16 protein-coding genes are annotated in these 22104 nt (G+C 71.8%); 9 read left to right on the plus strand and 7 right to left on the minus strand.

Annotated features, from left to right (window positions below; all coding sequences use genetic code 11):
• The 3 genes from AAHZ94_RS01345 to AAHZ94_RS01355 all read left to right on the plus strand — a co-directional run.
• The coding region (locus tag AAHZ94_RS01345) for a tetratricopeptide repeat protein (protein ID WP_349989953.1) at positions 1 to 1946 on the plus strand (1946 nt) is incomplete at its 5' end.
• A 649-nt stretch (positions 1947 to 2595) separates the two neighbouring features.
• Positions 2596 to 4494: an ATP-binding cassette domain-containing protein gene (locus AAHZ94_RS01350; RefSeq protein ID WP_349989954.1), complete on the plus strand. Its 1899-nt coding sequence runs from the start codon at positions 2596 to 2598 to the stop codon at positions 4492 to 4494.
• A 272-nt stretch (positions 4495 to 4766) separates the two neighbouring features.
• On the plus strand, positions 4767 to 6263 hold the full coding sequence (locus AAHZ94_RS01355; RefSeq protein ID WP_349989955.1) for an ABC transporter ATP-binding protein: 1497 nt from the start codon (positions 4767 to 4769) through the stop codon (positions 6261 to 6263).
• Between the two features lie 169 nt (positions 6264 to 6432).
• Here AAHZ94_RS01355 and AAHZ94_RS01360 read toward each other — a convergent pair whose 3' ends face one another.
• From AAHZ94_RS01360 to AAHZ94_RS01370, 3 genes are all read right to left on the minus strand, one after another.
• Complete coding sequence (locus AAHZ94_RS01360; protein WP_349989956.1) at positions 6433 to 7830, minus strand: M20/M25/M40 family metallo-hydrolase; 1398 nt, start codon at positions 7828 to 7830, stop codon at positions 6433 to 6435.
• Between the two features lie 615 nt (positions 7831 to 8445).
• A complete protein-coding gene (locus tag AAHZ94_RS01365; protein ID WP_349989957.1) occupies positions 8446 to 9030 on the minus strand; it encodes a DinB family protein in 585 nt (194 codons plus the stop codon).
• A gap of 135 nt (positions 9031 to 9165) precedes the next feature.
• Positions 9166 to 10443 (minus strand): MFS transporter, encoded by a 1278-nt coding sequence (locus AAHZ94_RS01370; protein ID WP_349989958.1) that lies wholly within the window; start codon positions 10441 to 10443, stop codon positions 9166 to 9168.
• Between the two features lie 88 nt (positions 10444 to 10531).
• Between AAHZ94_RS01370 and AAHZ94_RS01375 the strand changes: the two genes are divergently transcribed.
• Both AAHZ94_RS01375 and AAHZ94_RS01380 read left to right on the plus strand, forming a co-directional pair.
• Complete coding sequence (locus tag AAHZ94_RS01375; RefSeq protein ID WP_349989959.1) at positions 10532 to 11527, plus strand: ArsR/SmtB family transcription factor; 996 nt, start codon at positions 10532 to 10534, stop codon at positions 11525 to 11527.
• Between the two features lie 227 nt (positions 11528 to 11754).
• Positions 11755 to 11940, plus strand: a complete 186-nt coding sequence (locus AAHZ94_RS01380) for a DUF1737 domain-containing protein (protein ID WP_349989960.1) — start codon at positions 11755 to 11757, stop codon at positions 11938 to 11940.
• 156 nt (positions 11941 to 12096) lie between these two features.
• Here the strand turns inward: AAHZ94_RS01380 and AAHZ94_RS01385 are convergent, their stop codons facing one another.
• Together AAHZ94_RS01385 and AAHZ94_RS01390 are read right to left on the minus strand one after the other, a co-directional pair.
• Positions 12097 to 12546, minus strand: a complete 450-nt coding sequence (locus AAHZ94_RS01385; protein ID WP_349989961.1) for an RICIN domain-containing protein — start codon at positions 12544 to 12546, stop codon at positions 12097 to 12099.
• Positions 12547 to 12882: 336 nt separating this feature from the next.
• On the minus strand, positions 12883 to 15633 hold the full coding sequence (locus tag AAHZ94_RS01390) for an ATP-binding protein (RefSeq protein WP_349989962.1): 2751 nt from the start codon (positions 15631 to 15633) through the stop codon (positions 12883 to 12885).
• A 734-nt stretch (positions 15634 to 16367) separates the two neighbouring features.
• On the opposite strand from AAHZ94_RS01390, the gene AAHZ94_RS01395 reads away from it, so the two are divergent.
• Positions 16368 to 17231: an SAM-dependent methyltransferase gene (locus AAHZ94_RS01395; RefSeq protein ID WP_349989963.1), complete on the plus strand. Its 864-nt coding sequence runs from the start codon at positions 16368 to 16370 to the stop codon at positions 17229 to 17231.
• Positions 17232 to 17376: 145 nt separating this feature from the next.
• Positions 17377 to 17895 carry a GNAT family N-acetyltransferase gene (locus tag AAHZ94_RS01400; RefSeq protein ID WP_349989964.1) on the plus strand — a complete coding sequence of 173 codons (519 nt, stop codon included), beginning with the start codon at positions 17377 to 17379 and terminating at the stop codon, positions 17893 to 17895.
• Positions 17896 to 17951: 56 nt separating this feature from the next.
• Here the strand turns inward: AAHZ94_RS01400 and AAHZ94_RS01405 are convergent, their stop codons facing one another.
• Together AAHZ94_RS01405 and AAHZ94_RS01410 are read right to left on the minus strand one after the other, a co-directional pair.
• The gene (locus tag AAHZ94_RS01405; protein WP_349989965.1) at positions 17952 to 18551 is read right to left on the minus strand and encodes a GNAT family N-acetyltransferase; all 600 of its coding nucleotides are present in this window, start codon (positions 18549 to 18551) and stop codon (positions 17952 to 17954) included.
• 143 nt (positions 18552 to 18694) lie between these two features.
• A complete protein-coding gene (locus AAHZ94_RS01410; RefSeq protein WP_349989986.1) occupies positions 18695 to 19348 on the minus strand; it encodes a TetR/AcrR family transcriptional regulator in 654 nt (217 codons plus the stop codon).
• Between the two features lie 130 nt (positions 19349 to 19478).
• Between AAHZ94_RS01410 and AAHZ94_RS01415 the strand changes: the two genes are divergently transcribed.
• The gene (locus AAHZ94_RS01415; protein ID WP_349989966.1) at positions 19479 to 20444 is read left to right on the plus strand and encodes an alpha/beta hydrolase; all 966 of its coding nucleotides are present in this window, start codon (positions 19479 to 19481) and stop codon (positions 20442 to 20444) included.
• 876 nt (positions 20445 to 21320) lie between these two features.
• The gene (locus AAHZ94_RS01420) at positions 21321 to 22085 is read left to right on the plus strand and encodes an NAD(P)-binding domain-containing protein (protein WP_349989967.1); all 765 of its coding nucleotides are present in this window, start codon (positions 21321 to 21323) and stop codon (positions 22083 to 22085) included.
• Positions 22086 to 22104: the final 19 nt, after the last annotated feature.

Genomic DNA, 22104 nt, shown 5'->3' on the forward strand with positions numbered 1-22104 from the left:
ACCACGCCACGATCGACGCGCGCACCGTCCACCTGCCGGCCGGAGCCGCACGGCAGCCCGCCGATGTGCCGGCCCCCCGCGGGACCACCAACCTGCCCGCGCCGGCCAACCCGGACTTCGTCGACCGGGTCGGTCCGCAGGCTTCCCTGGTCGCCGCACTGGGCGGGACCGGTCCTGTGGCGCCGCTGGTCGTGCAGGGCCTGGGTGGGACGGGCAAGAGCGCGTTGGCCCTGGAGGTCGCCCACCGGCTTCGGGACCGGTTCGACCTGGTGTGGTGGCTCCGCGCGGATTCCGCCTCCAGCCTCACGCACGGGCTCGCGGACCTCGCCGCCAGGCTTGCTCCCCACCCCGTGCTGGCCGCGGCGACCAGTGCCGAGCGGGCCGGGTGGGCCCTGGGTTGGTTGCAGGCGCATCAGGGTTGGCTCCTGGTGTTGGACGACGCGGCCTCCCCGCGTGACCTGGCTCCCGTGCTGGGGGTGGCCACGGGGCGGTACCTCATCACCAGCCGGCACGCCACCGGCTGGCGCCGGCTGGCCCGGCCCCTCCCGCTGGACCCCCTGCCCCCAGACGCCGCGGTGGAACTGCTGATGCGCATCACCGACCCCGAAGGACCCGACGAAGAACACGTACTGACCTGCCTGGCAGACGAGTTGGGACAGCTACCGCTGGCCCTGGAACAGGCCGCCGCCTACATCGAGTCCACGGCGATCAGCCCGGCCACGTACCTGGAGCGTCTCCGCAGCCACCCGGGCCGGATGTACGCCGCCACGGCGACCGGTCGGGAAGCCGACGACCAGCGCACCGTCGCCAGGATCTGGCAACTGTCCCTCCGGGCGATCACCGCCCAGCAGCCCGTGGCCGGAGATCTCCTACGGCTCCTCGCCTGGTACGCGCCCGATCCGCTGCCGCGCGACGTCCTGGGCGGGCTGGCCGAGGCCCTGGGCGAGGACCCGTTCGCCGTCGACGAGGCCCTGGCCCTGCTGCACGGCTACAGCATGATCACCCTGACCCGGCAGACTGTGACCGTCCACCGCCTGGTCCAGGCCGTGGCACGCACCCCCGACCAGGCCGACTCCCAGCGCACCACCCAAGCCATCACCACCGCCCGCGAGCGAGCCACTGCGCTGCTGGAACGGGCACTGCCGGAAAACCCGCTCTTCAACGTTCCCGGCTGGCCCCGGTGGCGTGAACTCCTGCCCCACCTCAGGGCGTTGACTGATCAGACCCCGCAGGACGAGAGAGATCCGCACACGGCCGGGCTGCTGGTCGCAGCCTCCGCGTACCTCCAAGGTGATGGCCACACCGGCACGGCCATCACCTGCGCCCAGCAGGCCGTGGACCTGCACACCCGACTCCACGGCCCGGACGATCCGGCCACGCTCACCGCCCGCAGCTTCCTCGCCAGTGCCCACCGGGCCGCCGGCGACCTGGAAGCAGCCATGCCCGTGCACCGGCAGAACCTGGCCGACCACGAACGTGTCCACGGCCCCGACCACCCGGACACCCTCGTCGCCCGCGCCAATCTGGCCTACCTCCACGCCCTACGAGGCGACCTGGCACAAGCACGGGACCTCCACCAGCAGAACCTGACGGACATGCTGCGCCTCCACGGCCCCGACCACCCCCACACCATCAACGCCCGCGCCAACCTCGCCAGCGCCCATCGTGACCTCGGCGACCTGGAGGTGGCCGTCGCCCTCCACCGCGAGGCTGTCGCCGCCTACGAGCGTGTCTACGGGCCGGACCACTCGGAGACCGTCACCGCCCGCTGCAACCTCGCCTATGCCCATCGACTGGCCGGCGACACCGAAACAGCCACGGCCCTCTTCACTCGCGTACTGACCGACCGGGAACGCCTCTACGGCGTCGACCACCCCCTGACGGAAGTGGCGCGACAGTACCTGGCAGACACCGGCAGCGCCGGCCGCGGCCACGAGCCCCGCTGAAGTGGTGACGTGGCCTGCGGTGCTTTAGTGACGTGGCCTGTGGTGCTTTCGTGAGGTGGCCTGCGGTGCTCGGCGAACGGCCCGAGCCGGCTCGGAGACATTCCAGTCGATGAATTCCGACCGCGTTTCGATGATTTCACCCAGGGGTTTACCCGGAGATTCGCCCAGGGATTCGCTCGGAGGTTCAGTCGGGCGTTTTGGTGAACCCTTGATGAGGTGCGCTTCCTGCGGACCGGATTCCCCAGACGGTGCCGAGTGCACGATTCCATAAGTCGTCTGCCGCCGAATGATCTGGCAGTGTGAAACCCCTGTGTCAACCTTGTTAAATCCCCAGCCAGCCCTACGGGCGACGGCCCCGGCCGACTCCGCGCCGTGCGGCATCCTTGCAGCTCCATGCCGTGATCAAGGCGCTGGCGTGAAGAACGAGATGATGGTCGAATCTGGTGCCGTCCCGCCGATCTAGGGGAGTCTCGGAGTGGCATGGTGGAGAATGGGCCGCCGTTCGGAAAGAGCGGACGGGCCGCCACGGATAGGCACGCATGACTATGGGCGACTATTTGAGGTGTCCTGGCGGGCGGGCCACGGTCTCAGCGCTGTTGTGCTGGGTGCGGTCTTACTCGCTGCGGTCGTTCCGCTCGCCCTGATATGGGTGATCGGGGCCTTGATCGAGACGGTTCCCGAAACGACCTCCCAGGGAATCACTTCCTCTCCGGGGCGCCAGATGGTCGGCTGGGCGGTTCTGGCGGGACTGGTGCTCCTGCTGTTGTGGGTGACGGCCGCCTTGCGCACGGCCGCGGCCACAGCTCTGGGCGACCGCATCGACACCTTGTTGCAGCGGGAGTTGATGCGGGCGGTCATGTCTCCGACGGGGACTGCTCATTTGGAGGAGCCGGCGACGGTCGACCTGATCAGCGTCGGTCGTGAGACGTTTCGTGGCGGGTGGGGCCGACCCGGCAAGCTCGTCTCCACGGTCGGTGGTCTGGTCGCGGGGCGAGTCACCCTGGTCGGTGTGTGCGTGTTCGTGGCCGGGTTCCACGTGCTCCTGGGGGTTGGCCTACTGCTCGCCGCGGTGTGGGCGGCGTACGAGGAGAAGGCGGCCTCGCGCGGAGAGGCAGCACACCATTACGGCGACAGCGAGGGTGCCCGACGGCTTGAGTACTTCTACGCACTGGGTGTTGAGGCCCCCGCGGCCAAGGAAGTACGAGTCTTCGGGCTCTCCGGGTTTCTGACTGATCGGTTCCTCCAGGCGTGGCGCCGCTCGATGACCGGGGTGATCGGTCCGCTGCCGCGGCGCCCCGTCGCCGCTGGTCTCACGTTGGCCGCGGTGGTGTTGGGCGGGCTGGTCTGGATCGTGGTCGAAGCGGCTCGGGGACGCGTCGCGCCGGGGGACGCCGCGGTGTGGGTGCAGGCCCTGATGGCGGCGATCGCCGCCCTGCAACAGTCGTCGTGGACGGGTTTGCAGACGGAGTTGGCGATGGCCACACTGCGTCGTTTTGACGCTGCGGTGACTGCTGTGGCCGCGGTGGCCGCTGCGGCTGAGCCCGTTCCCGAGCCAGGGCCCGAGGCCCGTCCCGAATCCGGGGCTTCTCCGTTGCGGGTGGGTGCCCCCAGCCAGGCCGGTGACGCGCTGGCCGGGCCGCCGACCACTCCGCCCGGCGACGTACCGCGTGGCGAAGTACCACGTGGCGACATCCGCTTCGAGAAGGTGTCCTTCGGCTACCCGGGCCGATTGCCCAAGATCCTTGACCAGTTGGAGCTTGAGATCCCGGCGGGTCGTTCCCTCGCGATCGTCGGTGCCAACGGCGTGGGAAAGACAACGCTGGTCAAACTGTTGTGCCGGCTGCGCGAACCGACAGCCGGACGCATCACTGTCGCCGGCACCGATCTGACCGACGTGGACGTCGCCACGTGGCGCCGGCGCATCGCGGTCACCTCCCAGAACTCGCTGCGCTTCGCCCTGTCGGCTCACGACAACATCGCCCTCGGCGGACTTGGCGAGTCCGGTGCGTTCGGTGGGTTGGACGACCGGGCGGTTGTGGCTGACGTCCGGGCTGCTGCCGAGCGGGCGGGCATCGCCGCGGAGATCGAAGCGTTGCCCCTTGGCTGGGCGACTCCGTTGTCCGCCTCGTACGCGGGTGGTGCGGATCTCTCTGGCGGCCAGTGGCAACGCCTGGCGTTGGCCCGGGCCTTGTTCGCGGTTGGGCAGGGCGCTGACCTGCTGATTCTGGACGAGCCCGCCGCGCATTTGGACGTACGGGCGGAAGCCAGGTTGTACGAGGAGTTCTGGGAGTTGACCCGGGGTGTGACGACTGTCGTGATCTCTCACCGGTTCTCCACGGTCCGTCAGGCCCATCGCATTGTGGTGATCGATGGGGGCCGTGTGGTGGAGGGGGGTACGCATGGGGAGCTGATGGCCGCCGAGGGGAAGTACGCGGCGATGTTCCGCCTCCAGGCGGCCCAGTTCGGTGCGGCTGTGCCGCTGGTTTCTGCTCGGCGTGCGGCGGATGGTCTTGGCGCCGGGGCTCGGAGCGGGGAGGTGGCGGGGTGAGGGGCGGGCTGGGTACGTGGCGGCTGTTGGCCGACATAGGCCGGGAGGTGGGTATCGGGCTGTGTGCGCTCTTCGTCGGTGTCAGCGCGATCTCTTTGGTGGGTCCGCTGTTACTGGCGCTCGGGTTGCGTCCGTTGGTCGATGGCGCGTCTGCGCATGACGCGGGTCGGGTGGTTGCGGGTGCTGTTCCGGTGGGTGTGGCGTTGTTGTTGATGTGTCTTGCGCCCTTGGGCTATCGGTGGGCCACGATCCGGATGCGGGAGCGTTCGCGGATGGTCGTCCAGCGACGGGTGTTGGTGTTGTCCGCCCAGGCGTCTGGTCTGGAGCACTTTGAGCTTCCCGAGTCGCAGGATCGACTCGAACTCCTCAAACGCAATGTCGAGGACTTGGCTGACGGCATGACGCTGGCTGCTATTGGTCCCCTGGTGATCGCTCAACTAGCCCTGGTGTCAGGGCTGTTGGCTGGGGTGCATCCAGCACTGCTGGTTCTCCCCTTCCTCGCTCTGCCCGCCACATGGCTGGCGCGGCGGGCTGAGGAGTCGTACGGCCGGGCTGAACTGCACACCGCGGCGGACTGGCGTACGGCCCAGCACGTTTTCGACCTCGCGGTGTCTCCCGAGTCCGGTGCTGAAGTGCGTGTGTACGGGCTGGAGAAGGAACTCGTACGCCGGCACCTGGCGGCCTCCGGCAGCCGGCAGCGTGCCACGGAGCTGGCACTGTTGCGTTCGGTGGCCCTGCGCATGGGGAGTTGGCTGCTGTTCGCTGTCGCCTATGCGGTGGCCGTCCTGTTGGTGTTGCGCCAGGCGGGCCGAGGGCAGGCCACCGCCGGTGATGTCGCGCTGACCCTGGGGCTGGCCGCGGCTGTGGTGGGTGCTGCGGTGACGCTCTCCGGGATGGCTGGGTCGGCGACCCGTACCCGTATCACTGCCGAGCACTACGCGTGGCTGCGTGCTCATGCAGCGGAGGGGACGGGCACGGCCCAGTCGCCGGCCAGGTTGGCCCAGGGCATTGTGGTGGAGGACCTGTCGTTCTCGTACCCGGGGACGGGACGGCAGGTGCTGTCCGACATCACTCTCCGGCTGCCGGCTGGGGCAGTCGTCGCCCTGGTGGGGGAGAACGGCGCGGGCAAGACGACGCTCGTCAAACTGTTGTGCGGCCTCTATCGGCCGTCCACCGGGCGAATCCTGCTCGACGACACCGACCTGGCGAACGTCGCATCGCACGCCTACCGTGAGCGCCTCACCGCGGTGTTCCAGGACTTCACGCGCTGGGAGCTGCCGGTACGTGAGAACGTCGGTGTGGGCGACCCGGAGCGGATGGCGGACACGGCGACCGTGCGGGCAGCCCTGACGGGCGCCGGGGCGGGTTTCGTGGCGGAGTTGCCGAAGGGGCTTGAGACGCCGCTCGGGGCGGGTTGGCGTGGCGGGGTCGAACTGTCCGGCGGACAGTGGCAGAAGCTCGCGCTGGCCCGGTCGATGATGCGTGACCACCCCTTGCTCGCGGTCTATGACGAGCCAACGGCCAGCCTGGACCCGAGCGCCGAACGCGTCCTGTTCGACAGGATCACCGCCGAGGCCCACCAGGGCGAGACCGACGGCCGAGTCACCCTACTGATCTCTCACCGTTTCTCGACCGTACGCATGGCTGACCTGATCGTGGTCCTGAAGGACGGCCGGGTCACGGAGTGCGGTGACCATGGTGAACTCATGGCGGGGGAGGGGCTGTACGCCGAGTTGTATGCCTTGCAGGCGGGGGCGTACGGGGAGTGATGGGTGTGGGGGTGGCGCCGCACTGGGAGGTGGGTGCGACGCCGTTTGTCGGTCATGGCTTCCGGTGTGCGCCGGGGGTTGCTCCACCGCACACCGGAAGCCTGGGTGTCTGTCTCGTACGGCTGGCGGCGTTGGTGTCCCACGACAGGTGCGCGGGTGTGCGGGGTGGTTAGCGTTGTGGGGTGGGGAAGGCGACCGGGCTACGTAGGCCCGCGTGGTTCACGGCGCGGACGCCGAAGAACGTGTTGTCTTTGGAGAGGTCGATGGTGTGGTGGGTGGTGTTGCCCACGGGGGTTGTGTGGGTCCATTCGGCGGCGGTGGTCTCGCGCCAGACGACTTCGTAGCCTGCGAGGTCGGGCTCGGGACCGCGTTCCCACACCAGTTGTGTCTCGTTGGTGAGGTCGGCGGTGAGGATCTTCGCGCCGCGTGGTGTGCCGGGGGCTTGGGCGAGGTTCCAGAGGGCTGCGGCGTTGACGCGTGCGACGCGTGCGACGTAAGGGAAGTCGCAGAACTGGGGCAGGTCTCCGTACTGCTTGCCGTCGACGGTGCGTACGTCTTGGTGTTGGTGGGCGTAGTCCTCGGCGGGTTCGGTGAACCGGGCTGCCGGGTAGGCGCGTTCGAGGAAGGGGATGTGGTCGCCGCCGCGTAGGTAGCGGTCACGGCGGTAGATGACGCGGACTCTCAGTCCGGTGACCTCAGGTCCTGCGACGTCCTGGACGAAGCGGGCGAGTTGGCGTGAGGGTGAGTCGTTCTCGCCGCCGACCGAGCGTCGTACCTCGGCTTCCTGGGGGGTTTCGGAGGTGGGCACACCCTCGGCGAACAGCCTGAGGGTGTGGGGGTCGTGGCTGCCGTCGTCGGCGGTGGAGCTGCCGATGATGTCGTTGGTGAACATGCCCTGGACGTCGGCCTGTTGCTCGCGGTAGCTCTGGGCGAGGTGGGTTGCGCCGTACAGGCCCTGCTCCTCACCCGCCACGGCGGCGAAGACCAGCGTGGCGCCGGTGCGGCGGGTGGCCAGGACGCGGGCGAGTTCCATGATGACGGCCACTCCGGAGGCGTCGTCGTCGGCCCCGGGTGCGTCGCTGGTGTGGTCCATGACGTCACTGGCGCGGGAGTCGTAGTGCCCGGAGACGACATAGATGCGGTCGGGTGATGTGGTGCCGCGCAGGGTGGCGACAATGTTGGAGATCCGGGTGGGGGTGGGGATACGTGGGGCGGGCTGTTGCACGTACGACTGGAGCTCGACGGTCATCCGTCCGCCGGACGCCCGCGCGTACGTACGCATCTGCGCGAGAATCCAGTCCCGGGCGGCGCCGATGCCGCGTACGGGATCGTCCTGGGCGGAGAGGGTGTGCCGGGTACCGAAGGCGACCAGGCGTCGGACGGTCGCCTCGATGCGCCGCTGATCGATCTCGTGAAGCACCGCCCGCAACTCCGGCGGTGGCGGCTGCGGCCCGCCAGGCCCGGGCGTGCCCGCAGCTTCGGCGCCGGTGGAGGCGAGGGCTACGGCGGCGGTGGCCGCGGTGGTCGTGAGGAGGGTGCGCCGGGAAGCGCCCGTCGGATTCACCATGCGGGTATGGTCATGCGCGCGACAATTGGTCCGCAAGGTGGGGGCCATATGAGGTTCAGTAGAACTGGCACGAGAGGTTCGGCACCCTCTGTCACCACGGTTCAGGCGCCGACCTATTGGTCAATTGCTACCCCTCCAGATGATCAGGCGACATCCATCCCACCCCGGCCGCCATCTGGGGCTGGCTCAGCCTGAGCCATCTCGGTCATTCAACCCCCTTTCTCTTCAGTGAAGCCGTCCGCTGTGCCGGCCCCCGCGCGGATTTCCGACCACGGGGCTACGCCTGCCGGGCCGTCGGGGCCGGAGAGCGGCAGTATCAGCACAGGCCCGCCCAGGTTCAGTGGTCGGCACCGCCAGCACGTGGGCGTGTGGGGCGAGAGAACCCGAGCAGCGTGTGGGGATTGTCGCGGCGGCTCAGGCCGGGGGTTCGACGCGGCACTTGCTTCGCATCCTCAACGAGGTGCCGACCGCCGAGGGGGCGATCAGTTTCGCCCTGGGCACCGGGCTCGTCCAAGATCACGCGGTGGAGCCGGGCTCAGACGCGGTCCCGGCTCCACTGGGTGAAGCGGCGGCATTCACAGGTTCAGCGGACGACCAAGCCAACGGAAGCGGTGTTCAACCCTCCTCCCGCGCAGCCAACCTAGCGGCCCGTTCGAGCCTCGCGTGGTGGGCCGTGCGGGCTGGCGCGTCGATCTGTGCCTCGTATTCGGCGCGTAGCCCGGTCCGGCCGTCGACGCCCTCGCGCAGGATGTCGGCGTGTCCGGTGTGCCGAATGGTCTCGCCGAGTACGTGGACCAGGACGGCGAACAGGTTGGTGTTGGGCCGCGGCTCCGGCCACCACGGCACGTGGCCCGGGGCGTCGAGGGGAAGCATGTGGATCGTCGCGTCCGAGTGTTCCCACGTGCGCCGGTAGAACCCGAGGATCTGATCGCGGGTTTCGTCCTCGGCTGCCCACAGGTCGCTGCCGTCCGAGTCCTGCCAGCGCGGCAGCGGCTCCGGGGACGGGCGGTCGAAGACCTCGCCGAAATACCTGGCCTCGACGGTGGCCACGTGTTTGACCAGACCGAGAAGGTTGGTCCCGGTTGCCGTCAAGGGGCGTCGGGCGTCGTAATCGGACAGGCCGTCGAGTTTCCAGAGCAGCGCGTTGCGGTCCCGGCGCAGTCTTCCGTGCAGGGTGTCCTTCGCGAGTTCATCGATCATGTGGCATGAGCCTTCCATAGCTTTCCACGGGTTGTTTCGTGTTCCCCCTCCGAGATCCCGTGCGGGGGCCGCCGTGGTTGGCAGGGCCGGGGGCGGGGACCCCGTACGCAAGGAGCCGCCGGGGATGGCTGTCTGTCAGGGGGACGTGGGGGCGGGGTGTGGGACGGGGGCCGGTGTGGCGGTTGGGTGCCAGGTGAGAATCCAGATGGCGGTGAGCACCACCGCGCCGCCTGCCAGGGCGATCGCGCCACCTGTTCCGATGCCTGCGGCCACCGCGCCCAAGCAGACCGGTCCGACGCCCTGGAGCGTCATGCTGCCGGACCCGAGCAGGCCGAATGCCTGGCCCTGGCCATCTTGTGGCAGGGCATCCAGGAATGGGCGTTGCAGGCCGAGCCCGTAGGCGAATCCGAGGCCGCTGAGCAGCAGCAGGCAGGACGAGACACCCACTCCGGGTTCGGCGGCGAAGCCGAACAGTGGCAGCCCCGCCAGCGCAACCAGCGGGGCCACCAGGCGCTCCCGGGCGCGTGGCCGTGGCAGCCGTCCCACCAGCAGGTCGCCGACGAGCATGCCAACCGGTAGACAGCCCATCAGCGCCGCGTACCAACCGGGCGCGAAGTGGTGTTCTCCGGCGTAGCCGACGATGAGACCCTCCGCGCCCGCCAGGAACGCGGGCGGTAGCCACTGGGCGAGCATCAGCCGTCGCACCGCGAGCCCGCGTAGCAGCAGGCCCGCACCGTGCAGGCTGGCGCGGACGGCCCCGCCGTCGCCCCCAGCGCCGTCGGGTGTGTCGCCGGACTCAGCCGGCCGCAGTCGGGGTAGCCGGATGCGGATGGCGAGCGCGCAGCCCAGGTAGAGGACGGCGCTGACCGCGAGCGCCCGGCGTGGGCCGAGTGCGGCGACGGCCGCACCTCCCAGCGCCAGACCGAACAGTTGCGCGCCGGCGCCTGCGATGTTGCCCAGCGAACGGCCCAGTACGTAGGCGTCGCCCTCCAGCGACTGCGCGACCAGCCGACCTGCCGCGCCGTGAAACACCGGTGTGGCGAGGGAGACCAGCGCCACGACCCCCAGACTCGCCGCGATCGGCATCCGCACCAGGGCGAGTAGCAGGGCTGCGGCGCAGGTCACGGCGTAGCCACCGGCGATGAGCGCGCGGGGCGGCAGCCGGTCGGCCAGCGAGCCCAGCAACAGCGAGCCGAACAACTGCGGGATGAAGCCGATGCCGAAGGCCACTGCGCTGAGCAGTGCGGAGCCGGTGGCCGAGAAGACCAGCACCGAGAACGTGGTGATCCGCAGCGCGTCCGCAGTGATCGCGACGGCGCGGGTGGTGAAGAGCAATCGGAACAACGGCTCGGCCAGCACCTCCCGGTAGGTGGCGCGGTGGTCGCCCTGCGCGGGCTCGACGGTTGGGACCATGACGCCCAGCCTCACCGTACGGCCACACCACCCACCAATGATTCGTCACTGGACGAATCCAATGGTCGCCCCTCGGTAGCATGACAGGGTGCTCCGCTTCGAAGTCTCCGTCGATGACCTGCTGCGCAGCCGCTTCGCGCTGTCGCCGGCGCTGGACCTCTGCTTCCTGCTGCGTTCGCTCGCCGGCCAGGACGGGCCGCTGCCGCCAGCCTGGGCCACCCGGCTCACGCCGGCCTTCGAGCGGCTCCGTCGCGAGACCGACCTGAACTCCGTCCTCGCCCTGCACACCACGCGATCAGGACCGAACTTCGTCGCCCCGCCCCCGCGCGGCCTCAACCAGACCTGGGCGGACGACCTCGCCACGATCCGGGCCACACCGTTGGAAGCGGCCCGCCATGAAATCGCCGCGTATGCGACCGGCCCGTCCGCCCGTGATCCCCGCGTACGCGCCGTGTTGGACTCGACGGACGCGGTCGCCAGGATCGCCGAGGCGATGGACTGGGCGTGGCACGCACTGCTCGCCCCCGACTGGCCGCAACTGCGCGCGATCTGTGAGCGCGACGTCGTGCACCGGGTGGGTGTGATCGGCGAACACGGCTGGGTCACGACCATCGAAAGCCTGCACCCAAGCATCGCCTGGCAAGCCGGCGGCATCGAGATCGGCTACTTCCCCCAGGTCGGAGCGGTCCACCTCGCCGGTGACGGGCTGTTGCTGATCCCCTCGGTCTTCGTTGCGAACATCGCCGCCCATCTGGAAGACCCCTGGCCCAGGACCTTGGTCTACCGTGCCCGCGGCACCGCCGGCTTGTGGGGCAAGCGGGAGACCGTCCCCCGACCGGACGCGCTGACCGCCCTGGTCGGCCGGTCCCGAGCTCGGCTGCTGCTGGCGCTTGACGCCCCGGCCAGCACCAGCCACCTCGCCAGAAGCCTCGCCATGGCACCCGGCGCGGTAGGAGACCACCTCGCCATCCTGCGGGGCGCGGGCTTGCTCAGCCGCGCCCGGTCCGGACGGTCGGTGCTCTATCGGCGCACCCCGCTCGGTGAGGCGTTGGTCGGTGAGGCACTGGTCGGCGGTTCGGGCTGAGCCACCACCACTCGCTTGAGTGCCTGAGCCACCACCGCCTGCCTGAGTACCCGGAGTTCGGCGAACTGCCGACGTACGCGCGGCCGGACGGCACGGTTGTACGTCTCCGCGAACGCCGCGGAAGTCGAGCACGGCACGACGCCATCGACTCGCCCTGCGGAGCGCTCGGTCCCTGCCGGGCCGGTCGCCCGGCTCGGTGGGTGGGCGTGCATGAGATCTTTCTCTTCATGAGTACACCACCAGACGGACTGCCCATCTACCGAGTCCTGACCGGCCCGGATGACGCCGCGTTCTGTCAGCGCGTGAGCGAAGCGATAGCTCTTGGTTACGAGTTGCACGAAGGCCCAGCGGTCACTTTCAACGGCGAGCGGGTCATCGTCGCCCAAGCCGTGGTGTGGCCGACACCGTCGTAGGAGCTGCGATCGCGTTCTGCCCGTGACATGAGACCAGCGCACGACGAACCCCGGGGCACGCGGCGGGAAGGCGCGCTGCCCCGGGGGTGGGTCAGGCTGGTGCTGATGTCGGGTCAGGACGGGGTGTCGGTCGGTGGGGTGGTGCTGGTCGTGGGGTCACAGGCCCCAGCGCTGGTAGTTGCCGCCGTTGCAACCCAGTGTGTAGACGTTGCCGTTGCCATTGCTGTCCAGGCACCGGCCGGTGGCGATGTTCTTCCACACCATGATGTAGTCGCCCGACGGGTGGGCGCGCCAGCGCTGGTAGTTGCCGCCGTTGCAACCGAGCGTGTAGACGTTGCCGTTGCCGTTGCTGTCCAGACAGCGGCCGGTGGCGACGTTCTTGACTTCGGCGCCCCCGGACTGGTCGTACTCCACCGACCAGAGTTGGTAGTTACCGCCGTTGCAACCCAACGTGTACACGTTGCCGCCGCCGTTGCTGTCCAGGCATCTGCCCGTGGCCACGTTGACGTTGCGGGTCTGTGGAGCGGCGCTGGCCGGCGTGGAAACCACCCCCACCAGGGCACACCCCACGCCCACGGCGGCCAGTAGGGAAGACCGTAACCGCATGACTGAACCTCCTGATCGAAACCGGATGGAATCCGGACGGGATGCGGGCTCGGTGCGCTGTACTGAGCTGTGTCGGACTATCTGACTGACCTGACTGAGCTGCGCCGGGCTGTGCTGAGCTGCCCCGGGCCATCCGGTGCAGGCGGCTGTTGTCGCCGTGGGCGAGCGCGCGGTTCACCCACCTTGCGCCACCACGTCCACGGGCCCGGTCGCCAGGCTTCCGTGCGGTCGTTCCCCGACGTGCTCCCATGGTCGGCACCGCACTGTGCGGGCGCATCGGCGAACTTCGCCTATCCCGGCCGACTTCCCGGTACGCGGCTGGGGCCGGGCCAGCCGTCAGTGCAACGGCAGTTCGCGTAACTGACGGCGGGAGGTGATGCGGAGCTTGCGGAAGATGCTGCGCAGGTGGGCGTCGATGGTGCGCGGGCTCAGGAACAATTGGGCGCCGACCTCCTTGGACGTGGCCCCGGTGGCGACCAGCCGCGCGATGTGCAGTTCGTGGGCGGTGAGAGCGCCGGCCGGCTCGGCGGTCTGCCGGCGGGGGCGCTCGCCGGTGGCGCGTAACTCGTGGGCGGCGCGGGCGGCGAACCCCTGCGCACCCATGTCGGTCAGCATCCGGTGCGCGGTGCGAAGGTGTGTCCGGGCGTCGTGGCGGCGGCGCTCCCGGCGCAGCCACTCGCCGTACAGGAGGTGGGCGCGGGCGAGATGGGGCACCATCCGGCAGTGGCCGAGCCGTTCGACCGCCTCGCGGTACGCCTCTTCGGCCGCCCGCCCGGTGCTCAGCAGCGCGCGCGAACGGGCCGCGAGGCCAAGCGCCCACGGGGTGCCGCTGGCCTGCGCGCGCGAGTCGAGCAGCTTGAGGGCGGTGCCGGCGCGGTCGGGCCGATCGGCGCGGACGGCCGCCTCGATCAGTTCGGGCAGCGCCATGCTGCTGTGGGCGAGCTCGTCACCCTCGCACGGCGGCGCCGCGGCGGCGAGGGCTGCGTCATAGTTCCCCAAGCTGTTGTGGAGCACCGCGAGGGCGTACGGGGCCGGGGTCACCGTCACACCCTCGCCCGGCCCGGCCACCTGGAGCGCGGTCGCCTGGAGCTGGTGGGCCAGGTGCTGCTGGCCGCGCCAGGCCGCCAGCAGCACGTCGCCGTCGGGCAGCGGCGCGAGGCCGGGCGGCTGTCGGTAGACGGCGGCCTCGGCGTTGAGTTCGGCGGCCTGCGCGAAGTCGCCGGTGAGGACCCGTACGACGGCGAGGGCGTGCAGCGCAGCGGGGAGCGCGGCGAGCGCCCCGGTCGTACGGGCCAGGTCGACGGCCCGGGTGGCGAGCGTGCACAGTGCCTCGTCGTCCCACAGGGCCACCGCGACGCGGCACCCCAGCCCCAGCCACCGGCCGCCATCATCGTCGGCACGGGCCCACCCCGCGGCCCGATGCCGCTCGGAGGCATGGCTGACGAGTGCGGTGAGCGCCCGTTTGAGGGTGGGTGCGCACGCCTCGTACCCCTGGACGGTCCTGCTGGCCAACCCGTCGAGCAGCAGGTCAGCGGCGCGGGGCGGCATCGGCGCCGGGGGTGCGGTCCGGCCCGCATCGGCCACCTCAAGCACCGCGCGGCCCGCGGTACCAGCCAATGGGGCCGCCACCAGGGCGTGCAGATAGGTGTCGCGGGCCAGCGCGGCGTCCAGCGGGGCGAGCTCCCGTGCGGCGGCGAGCAACTGCGCGGGGACGCCGTCGTGCCGGGTGGTGTGCCAGGCGATCTCGGCGTCCAGCAGCTTCACCCGAGCGCGCGCCAGGGCGGGCAGCGGCCCCGACTGGGCGAGCGTCAGCAACTCCCGCGCGGCGTCGGGTGCCCCGGCCCCGTGCTTGGCCTGCGCGGCGGACAGCGCACGGCGGGCCCGGTCGGCGGGCGCCGGCGTCAACGTGACGGCCCGCTCCAAGAACGCCGCCGTCGCGGCCAACCCACCGCGGGCGCGCGCCCGTCCCGCCGCGCGTTCCAGATCCGCGGCGATCCCCTCGTCGGCCCCCAGCGCGGCCTGGGCCCGGTGCCAGGCGTGCCGGTCGGGCTCGGCCCACGGGTCGGTCGCCGCGGCCAGCGCGCGGTGTACCCGGCGACGGTCGACGGGGGCTGCCGCCCGGTAGACCGCCGACCGGGCCAGCGGATGGTGGAACCGCACCCGGGTACCGACCTCCCACAGCCCGGCCTCCTCAGCGGGCGCTGCTGCCGCGGCGCCGAGGCCGAGGTGCCCGGCCGCCGCCCACAACAGCGCCGGGTCACCCAGCGGCTCGGCCGCCGCGGTCAGCAGCAGCAACCTGGTCTCCGCCGGCAACCCATGTGACCTGCACCGGACCGACTCCTCCACCCTGCGCGGCACGCGCCACGCGTCCGGCGGCCCGAACCCGCCCGCCAGCCGCGCCGGCTCGGCGCCGGGGGACAGCTCCGTCAGGGCCAGGGGGTTGCCCCGGGCCTCCGCGATGACCCGGTCCCGTACCCGCTCGTCCAGCGGCGCCCTGACCACCCGGGCGAGCAACTCCCGCGCATCGGCCTCGCCGAGCCCGCCCACCACCTCCGTCGGCAGCCCGGCGAAGGCCCGTACGTCGCCGGGGTGGGGGTCACGCAGTGCGAAGACCAGCCCCAGCCGTTCGGTCGCCACCCGGCGGGCCACGAACGCCATCGCCTGTGCGGACGCCGCGTCCCACCACTGCGCGTCGTCCACCAGGCAGAGCAACGGCTGTTCGGCGGCCAACTGCGCCAGCACACCCCAGGTGGCCAGCCCCACCAGGAACCGGTCCGGCGGCCCACCGGCCCGCAGCCCGAACGCCACCTCAAGGGCGGCCCGTTGCGGAGGCGGCAGGGCGTCGAGCCGGTCCCGCCAGGGTGCGTGCACCTGGTGCAGCCCGGCGTACGCGAACTCCCGCTCCGTCTCCACGCCGGTGAACCGCTCCACCCGGCACCCGGAGGCGACGTCGTGGGCGTGGTCGAGGAGCGCGGTCTTCCCGGTGCCGGCCGCCCCGGACACCACCAGCACGCCGCTGCGGCCCGCCCGCACCCCGGCGAGCAGCCTCTCGATCGCCTTGCGCTCGGTACATCGCCCCACCAGCATCCGTCGGCTCTCCCGTGGGCAACGGCAGACGCTCGGCCGAAGTGACGTCCCGTCTGTGCTCCGCCCGTTGTGCTCCGCGTGCGCTCGACACCCAAACTAGGCCATCCCCGTTCGTCTCGGGTGATTGTCGGCCAAGGGGAAATCCTCCCCGCGGGCAGGCCCCTGCCCCACCCGACAGCCATCCGCCGGACAGCCACCGCACGGCCACCGGACACCGCCGGTCGCCGTCTGCGCCGACCGTACGGGCCCGGCAGCGGCCGGGTGTTGCCCGGTCCGCCCGCCCCGCCCGCGTGCGCCACCGCGGCCTGACCAGCCGCTGCGACGGGAGAGCCGGCAACCGGGCCCCACCCGGTCGGCCCCCGCGGGCCGAGGCCACGCCGCACGCGACGGTAGGGAGCCGGCGGGCCTGTCTTCGGCCATTTACGCCCGGCAGCGAGGCGGCGCAGGGACTGCCCCGGCCGTGCCACGAGCGCCCCGCGACGGCGTACGGGCGGGCCGTGACGTTCCGGCGACGCGCCGCTGACCTCCCACCTCGCCGTGCCCCACCCGTACGCCACCCCTACTCCGGCCGTGCGCCCCGACCGCCGCCCCACGGCAGTCGCCCGCCGCGCCGGCAGCCGCCGCCGACCCGCCGCAGCAGGTGCCGGCGGGCCCGTACGCCCCGTGGCTTGGACCGTACGCACCGGTGCCCGATCCGCCGGCGACCCGGGCGCGGCTCGGGCACGATCGAGGGCATGCAGCATCGCCCCCATGACGCGGAAGCGACGCGTGCCCCGCGCCCGGAACCCGCCGCGCTCCCACCCGGGTCCGAGCCCGGGCCCGGCAGCCGCAGCGACGTCGACCTCCGCACCGACCTGCCGCACAGCGCCCGGGTGTGGAACTACTGGCTGGGCGGCAAGGACCACTACCCGGCCGACGAGGAGCTGGGCAGGCGCGTGGCCGCGTCGTACCCGCAGGCAGGGGAGTTGGCCCGGGCCTCACGCGCCTTCCAGGACCGGGCGGTGCGCCAGGTGGCCGCGGACGGCGTCGACCAGTTCGTGGACCTGGGCACCGGGTTGCCCACCGCCATGCCGACCCACCGCAGCGCCCAGGACGTCAGACCCGCGGCGCGCATCGTCTACGTGGACAACGACCCGGTCGTACTCGCCCACGCCCGGGCGCTCCTCACCAGCGCACCCGGTGGCGCCACCGCCTACGTCGAAGCCGATCTACGCGACCCCGGTACGGTCCTTGCGGCGGCGGCCCGAACCGTGGACCTCACCCGCCCCACCGCCCTCCTCGCCCTCTCCACCCTGGGCCACCTGCCGGCTCCTGACGCCGCCGATCTGATGCACCGCTACCTCGCCCACCTCGCCCCCGGCAGCTTCCTGATCACCTGTGACACCATCCGCACTCCGGAAACCCTGCGTGCCCAGCAGGCGTACGCCAGCGGCGACACCACCCCCTACTGGTGCCGCGACCCCGAGGAGATCCTGGCCTGCGCCCGCGGGTTGACCCTGCTCGATCCCGGCCTGGTCCCCGTCACCCACTGGCGTCCGGCACCCGGGGGGTCGGCCGCAGCGGTGGACCAGTGGGGGTTGGTCGCGCGGAAGCCCTGACGGAAGGCCCTGACCGCAAGCCGTGACCAGAAGCCCTGACCGGCGGGCCGGCGCGGCGTGCGGCAGGATGGGCCCACGAGTGGTGGGCGAAGGGAGCCGGCGGGGTGGGCGTCAAGGGTGACGGGTCGGTGTGGGTGGTTGCGGGATGAACGGTTGTCAGGCTGAGGTGATCCGCACGGACCGGTTGGACCTGCTGCCGCTGCGCGTCGAGCACGCCGAGGAGATGGCTGGCGTACTGGCCGACCCGGCGCTGCACACCTTCATCGGCGGCGCCCCGTACGACCTGCCGGCCCTGCGCTCGCGCTACGCACGCCTGGCCGCGGGCTCTCCCGATCCGGCCGTCGCCTGGCTGAACTGGGTGACCCGGCTCCGTACGGAGTCCTGCCTGACGGGCACCGTGCAGGCGACCGTCAGCCACGCCGAGCACGGGCGCGTCGCCGAGGTCGCCTGGGTGACGGGGGTGGCGTGGCAGGGGCGGGGCCTGGCCACCGAGGCCACCCGGGCCCTGGCCGACTGGCTGGGACGGCAGTCGGTACACACCGTCATCGCACACATCCACCCCGAGCACCGGGCGGCGGCCGCCGGCGCCACGGCCGCCGGACTCACCCCCACCGACACCTGGTACGAGGGCGAGGTCCGCTGGCAGCGGCGCATCGTGGCGTAGCCGCGCCGGTCAGCGTCGGGGGATAGCCGCTGGCGAGGGCCGCGCAGGCCCGTGCCTCACGCGGGCTGGGGCGGCGCAGCGGGGCGCCCTGCCGGGGGCGTTCGGAAGGTGTGCAGGTCGGCCATGGCCAGGGTCTGTTCGGCGGCGTGCTGCTCGAAGGTGCCCGCGGGGCGGAAGCCGAGGCGAGTGGCGAGCCTGCGGGAACGCTCGTTGATGGTCTGCGTCACCACCAGAACCGGCTGGTCCGGCAGTTCGTCAGCGGCGGCGCGGAGCAGGGCCGTCACGGCCTCGAAGGCCAGCCCGGCGCCCCACAGGTCGTGCCGCAGCAGATAGCTCAGCTCCAACTCCCCACCCTGCTCGGTGACGTGCCCGGGCAGGTCGGCGGCGCGCCGGTCCAGGGCGAGCGTCCCGACCAGCACGTCGGTCTGCCGGTCGGCAATGACGTACGCACCGGGCTTGGCCGCCAGGGCGCCGACGCCGTTCGCCCGGAAGTACTGCTCCACCGCACCGGGTGGCCGCGGCCCGCCGAGGTGGGCCCGTACCCGTGGATCGGTCTGGAGCTCGATCAGGCCCGCTACGTCGCCGTCGTGCGCGGGCCGCAGCCGCAGCCGTGGGGTGGTGATGTCGGAGGCGGAAACCGTGGGGTGGGAGTCCATGGCCCCATTGTGTTGGTGGTGGCCATGGCTAGGTGTCACCCGGTTGTGGTGCGTGCGGGCTCAGTGCCGCTCGGTCGTGGCGCCGTTGCCCTGGCGGCTCGGCGTCGCCCGGTCGCGAGTTGTCGGGTCACACGGGTGCCGGATCAAGGGAGCTGGCTCTCGATCTGGGCGAGATGGGCGGCGATGATCTCCTCGAAGGCGGTGCGCCGGTCGACCCCCAGCGGGCGGATGTCGCGCGCGAAGTGGGACAGGGCGGGGAAGCGCTCGGGGTCGGCACCGAGCACGGCCACCCGGAACTGCTCCATGCCCTGCTCGTACTCCTTGGGGCTGATGCTGCTGATGCCTGCCTCGGCGGTGATCAGCGCGACGAAGAGGATCACGATCCGGTGGTAACGCGCCGGAATCTCCTCGTCCGGCAGCCCCGAGGCGCGCAGGGCCTGGAGCAACTCCTCCATGACCAGGCGGGACCCGGCGCCGCCCGACCCGTACCGTCCCCACACCGCGGCGAGTTGGAGCTGCTCGCCGAACGCCTCCCGTACGCGCAGGGCCAGGGCGCCGACGCGCTGCTTCCAGTCGCCTTCGGGCTCGTAACCCTCCATGGCGGCGAGCAGTATCCGGTCGGCGACCGCGCGCAGCAGCTCGGTCTTGTTACGGAAGTGTCGGTAGAGGCTGGAGGAGTCGGTACCGAGCACCGCGGCGAGCTTGCGCACGCTGAACGACTCGGCGTCGCTCGTCCGCAGCACCTCCGCCGCCGTGTCCAGGATCTCCTCGGTCGACCATCGCCTGCGCTCCGCCATCTCGCCCCTTTCGTTCCTCACAGCTTAGCCTATGCGCTTGCCGTTGCACGCACCGCGTGCATAATGGAGGCAACGCATTGGCCGGCCATCGCGACCCATTCGACGGATGGCCGGCGGGGGAGAGGGAGACATGAGCCAGACCACGGGGGCGGCGCGTCCGCCGGAGCCCGACTACGCGACGATCACCGCCGAGGAACTACGCGCCTACCGCGACGCGGAGAACCACTTCCGAGCCTCCGCCGCGGCGCGGGCGCTCCTCGGCGAGCCGACGGCCGACGCCACGATCGCCTGGCAGGACGTCGCACTGCCAGGCCGTGACCTGCGGGTCCGGGTCTACCGGCCGGCTGAGGAGGCGGACGGCGGGCCCGCGACCCGAACGGGCCGGTTGCCACTGGTGGTCCACGTCCACGGCGGCGGCTTCGTGGGCACGGCGGCGCAGTGCGACTGGACCAACAGCCACCTCGCCGCGCGGCTGCCGGCCCTCGTCGTCTCGGTCGAACACCGCCTCCTCGCCCACGACAGCACGCTGGCCGACGCCGCCGACGACGGCTGGGACGTGCTCCAACACGTGCTCCGGCACGCTGGCCAGTGGGGCGCCGACCCGACGCGGGTGGCCGTCTTCGGCGAGAGCTGCGGCGCCCTGATCAGCGCACTGACGGCCATCCGGGCCCGCGGGAGCGGCCTGGAGCTGGCGGCACAGGTGCTGGTCAACCCCGTGGCCGAGGTGGCGTCGGGGATGCTCGACCACCCCTCGATCACTGAGTACGCGTACCAGCCGAGCCCGGCCCTGCCGCTCCTCCGGCTCTTCAGCCGGCTCGCCGTCCCGCCTGGGGGAGACGCCGACGCCGTTTCGCCGCTGCGCGCCGACGACTTGAGCGCTCTCGCCCCGGCGCTCGTGGTGGTGCCCACCCGGGACGCGCTCGCCGACCACGGCCGCCGCTACGCCGAACGGCTCCGGGCGGCCGGGACCCCCGTACGGCTCACGGAGTACGCGGGAGCGCGGCATGCGTTCCTCACGCTGCCCGGTGTGGAGCCGCAGGCAGAGGCTGCGCAGGCGGAGGTGCTGGCTTTCCTCAGCGCTGCGCTCGTGGGCTGATCGGGATGTGGGTACGCGGCATTGTTGGTGGCGTGGCGTGGCGTGGCGTGGCGAGGTGGGTTCGGCTGGGTCCGGCCCGGCCCGGCCCGGCTGGGCTGGGCCGGCTCGGGCCGGTGGGGTGGGCTCGGCCCTGTTGGGCTGGGTTTGGCTTGGCTGGTTCCGGCTCGGCTCAGTGGGCCCGGCCGGGCTGGGCGCGGTCCGGTCGGGCGGGTGGCTCGGCCCGACTGGCTGGGGTGGAGTCGGAGGTTGACGCGGCGCGCCCGCCGGCGGGGCGCGCGCCCGGCCCTGGTGGGGCCGGCCCCGGTGGCACCGGCTCCGCGCGGTGAATGAGACACCCTCCGCGAACGGAACACCCGTCGCGTACGCGGCATCCACCACGGATTGGCGACTGCCACGGATCGGCACCCGCCGCGAACCCCGCCCCGCCGCGGACCGGCGCCCATTCAAGGAACCGGCCGCCCTCGGTCCGGCCGTCGGGTGGTGCCGTTCCTCACCAGAACGCTCGCTGACCCTGCCCGGCCCCCGGTGGCCCGGGCTGACGGGGCAGGCAGCGGCGGCCCCGTCCCACCGGGGCGTACTGGTCGGCGCCCCGGCACCAGCCCGATGCTGGCACCGGGGCGCCTCCCCCAGAAGGGCAACCGTCGCGTCCGGCCCGCGGCTGGGGGCCGGCCGGGTGGAATGATTCCCAGCCTGGCGGTCCTCGTCGCGGTCGCATCGCTGGTGAGCCGGCCGCGGTTGACCCGGCGTCGGACGGCTTCGCCCCGTACGCGGAGCGTCGGCCTCCGGCTCCGGCCCTCGCGACCGCCCGGGCCCGTAGGACCCGTACCACCCGATCCATCCCAGGGCACGACCAACCCGCAGCAGGAGGACGACACAGTGCAGCGCATCGGCATCATCGGAGTGGGCGAGATAGGCCGGGCCATCGTCGAGGGCCTGCATCACGGGGACGGCGCGCCGCCTGAGGTCTTCCTTTCGCCCCGCGGAGCCCGTACCGCCGCAGCACTCGCCGAGCGCTTCGCGGGGGTGCGGGTGTGTGCGGACAACCAGGAGGTGGTGGACCGCTCCGACGCGGTGGTCATCGCCGTGCGCCGGCAGGACCACCGGGAGGCGCTCGCCGGTCTTGAGGTGGACGACGACACGACCGTGATCCATCTGATGGCCGGTGTCGCCACGGGCGAACTGCGCCGGACCCTCGGTACCGGCGCCCCGATCGTCCGCGCCATCCCGCTGCCCGCCGTACGCGAGCGCCGCTCCGTCACGGTGACCTGCCCCGCGCACCCGGTGGTTGACGCCCTCTTCGAGCGGCTGGGCGGCGTGCTTCCCGTCGCGGACGAGGGCGCCTTCAACGCCTTCTCCGCCCTGACCGGGACGCTCACCACCCACTACGCCTACCTCGCCGCGCTCACCGGCTGGGCCACTGACCAGGGCATCGCCCCCGACGCGGCCGACCGGTACGTACGCGGCCTCTTCCAGAACGTCGGCCACTCCCTCGGTGACGGGACCCGGCCCCTGCACCAACTCGCCGCCGACCACGAAACACCTGGCGGGAACAACGAACGGATTCGCACCACCTGGTTCGACCCTGCCAATGCCGCGGCGCTCGGCAAGGCCCTGGACGGCCTCCTCGCTGACCTGACGTAGCGGCCCTGACTTGGTGGGG

The organism is Streptomyces sp. HSW2009 (genome assembly GCF_040240285.1).
Taxonomy (GTDB): domain Bacteria; phylum Actinomycetota; class Actinomycetes; order Streptomycetales; family Streptomycetaceae; genus Streptomyces.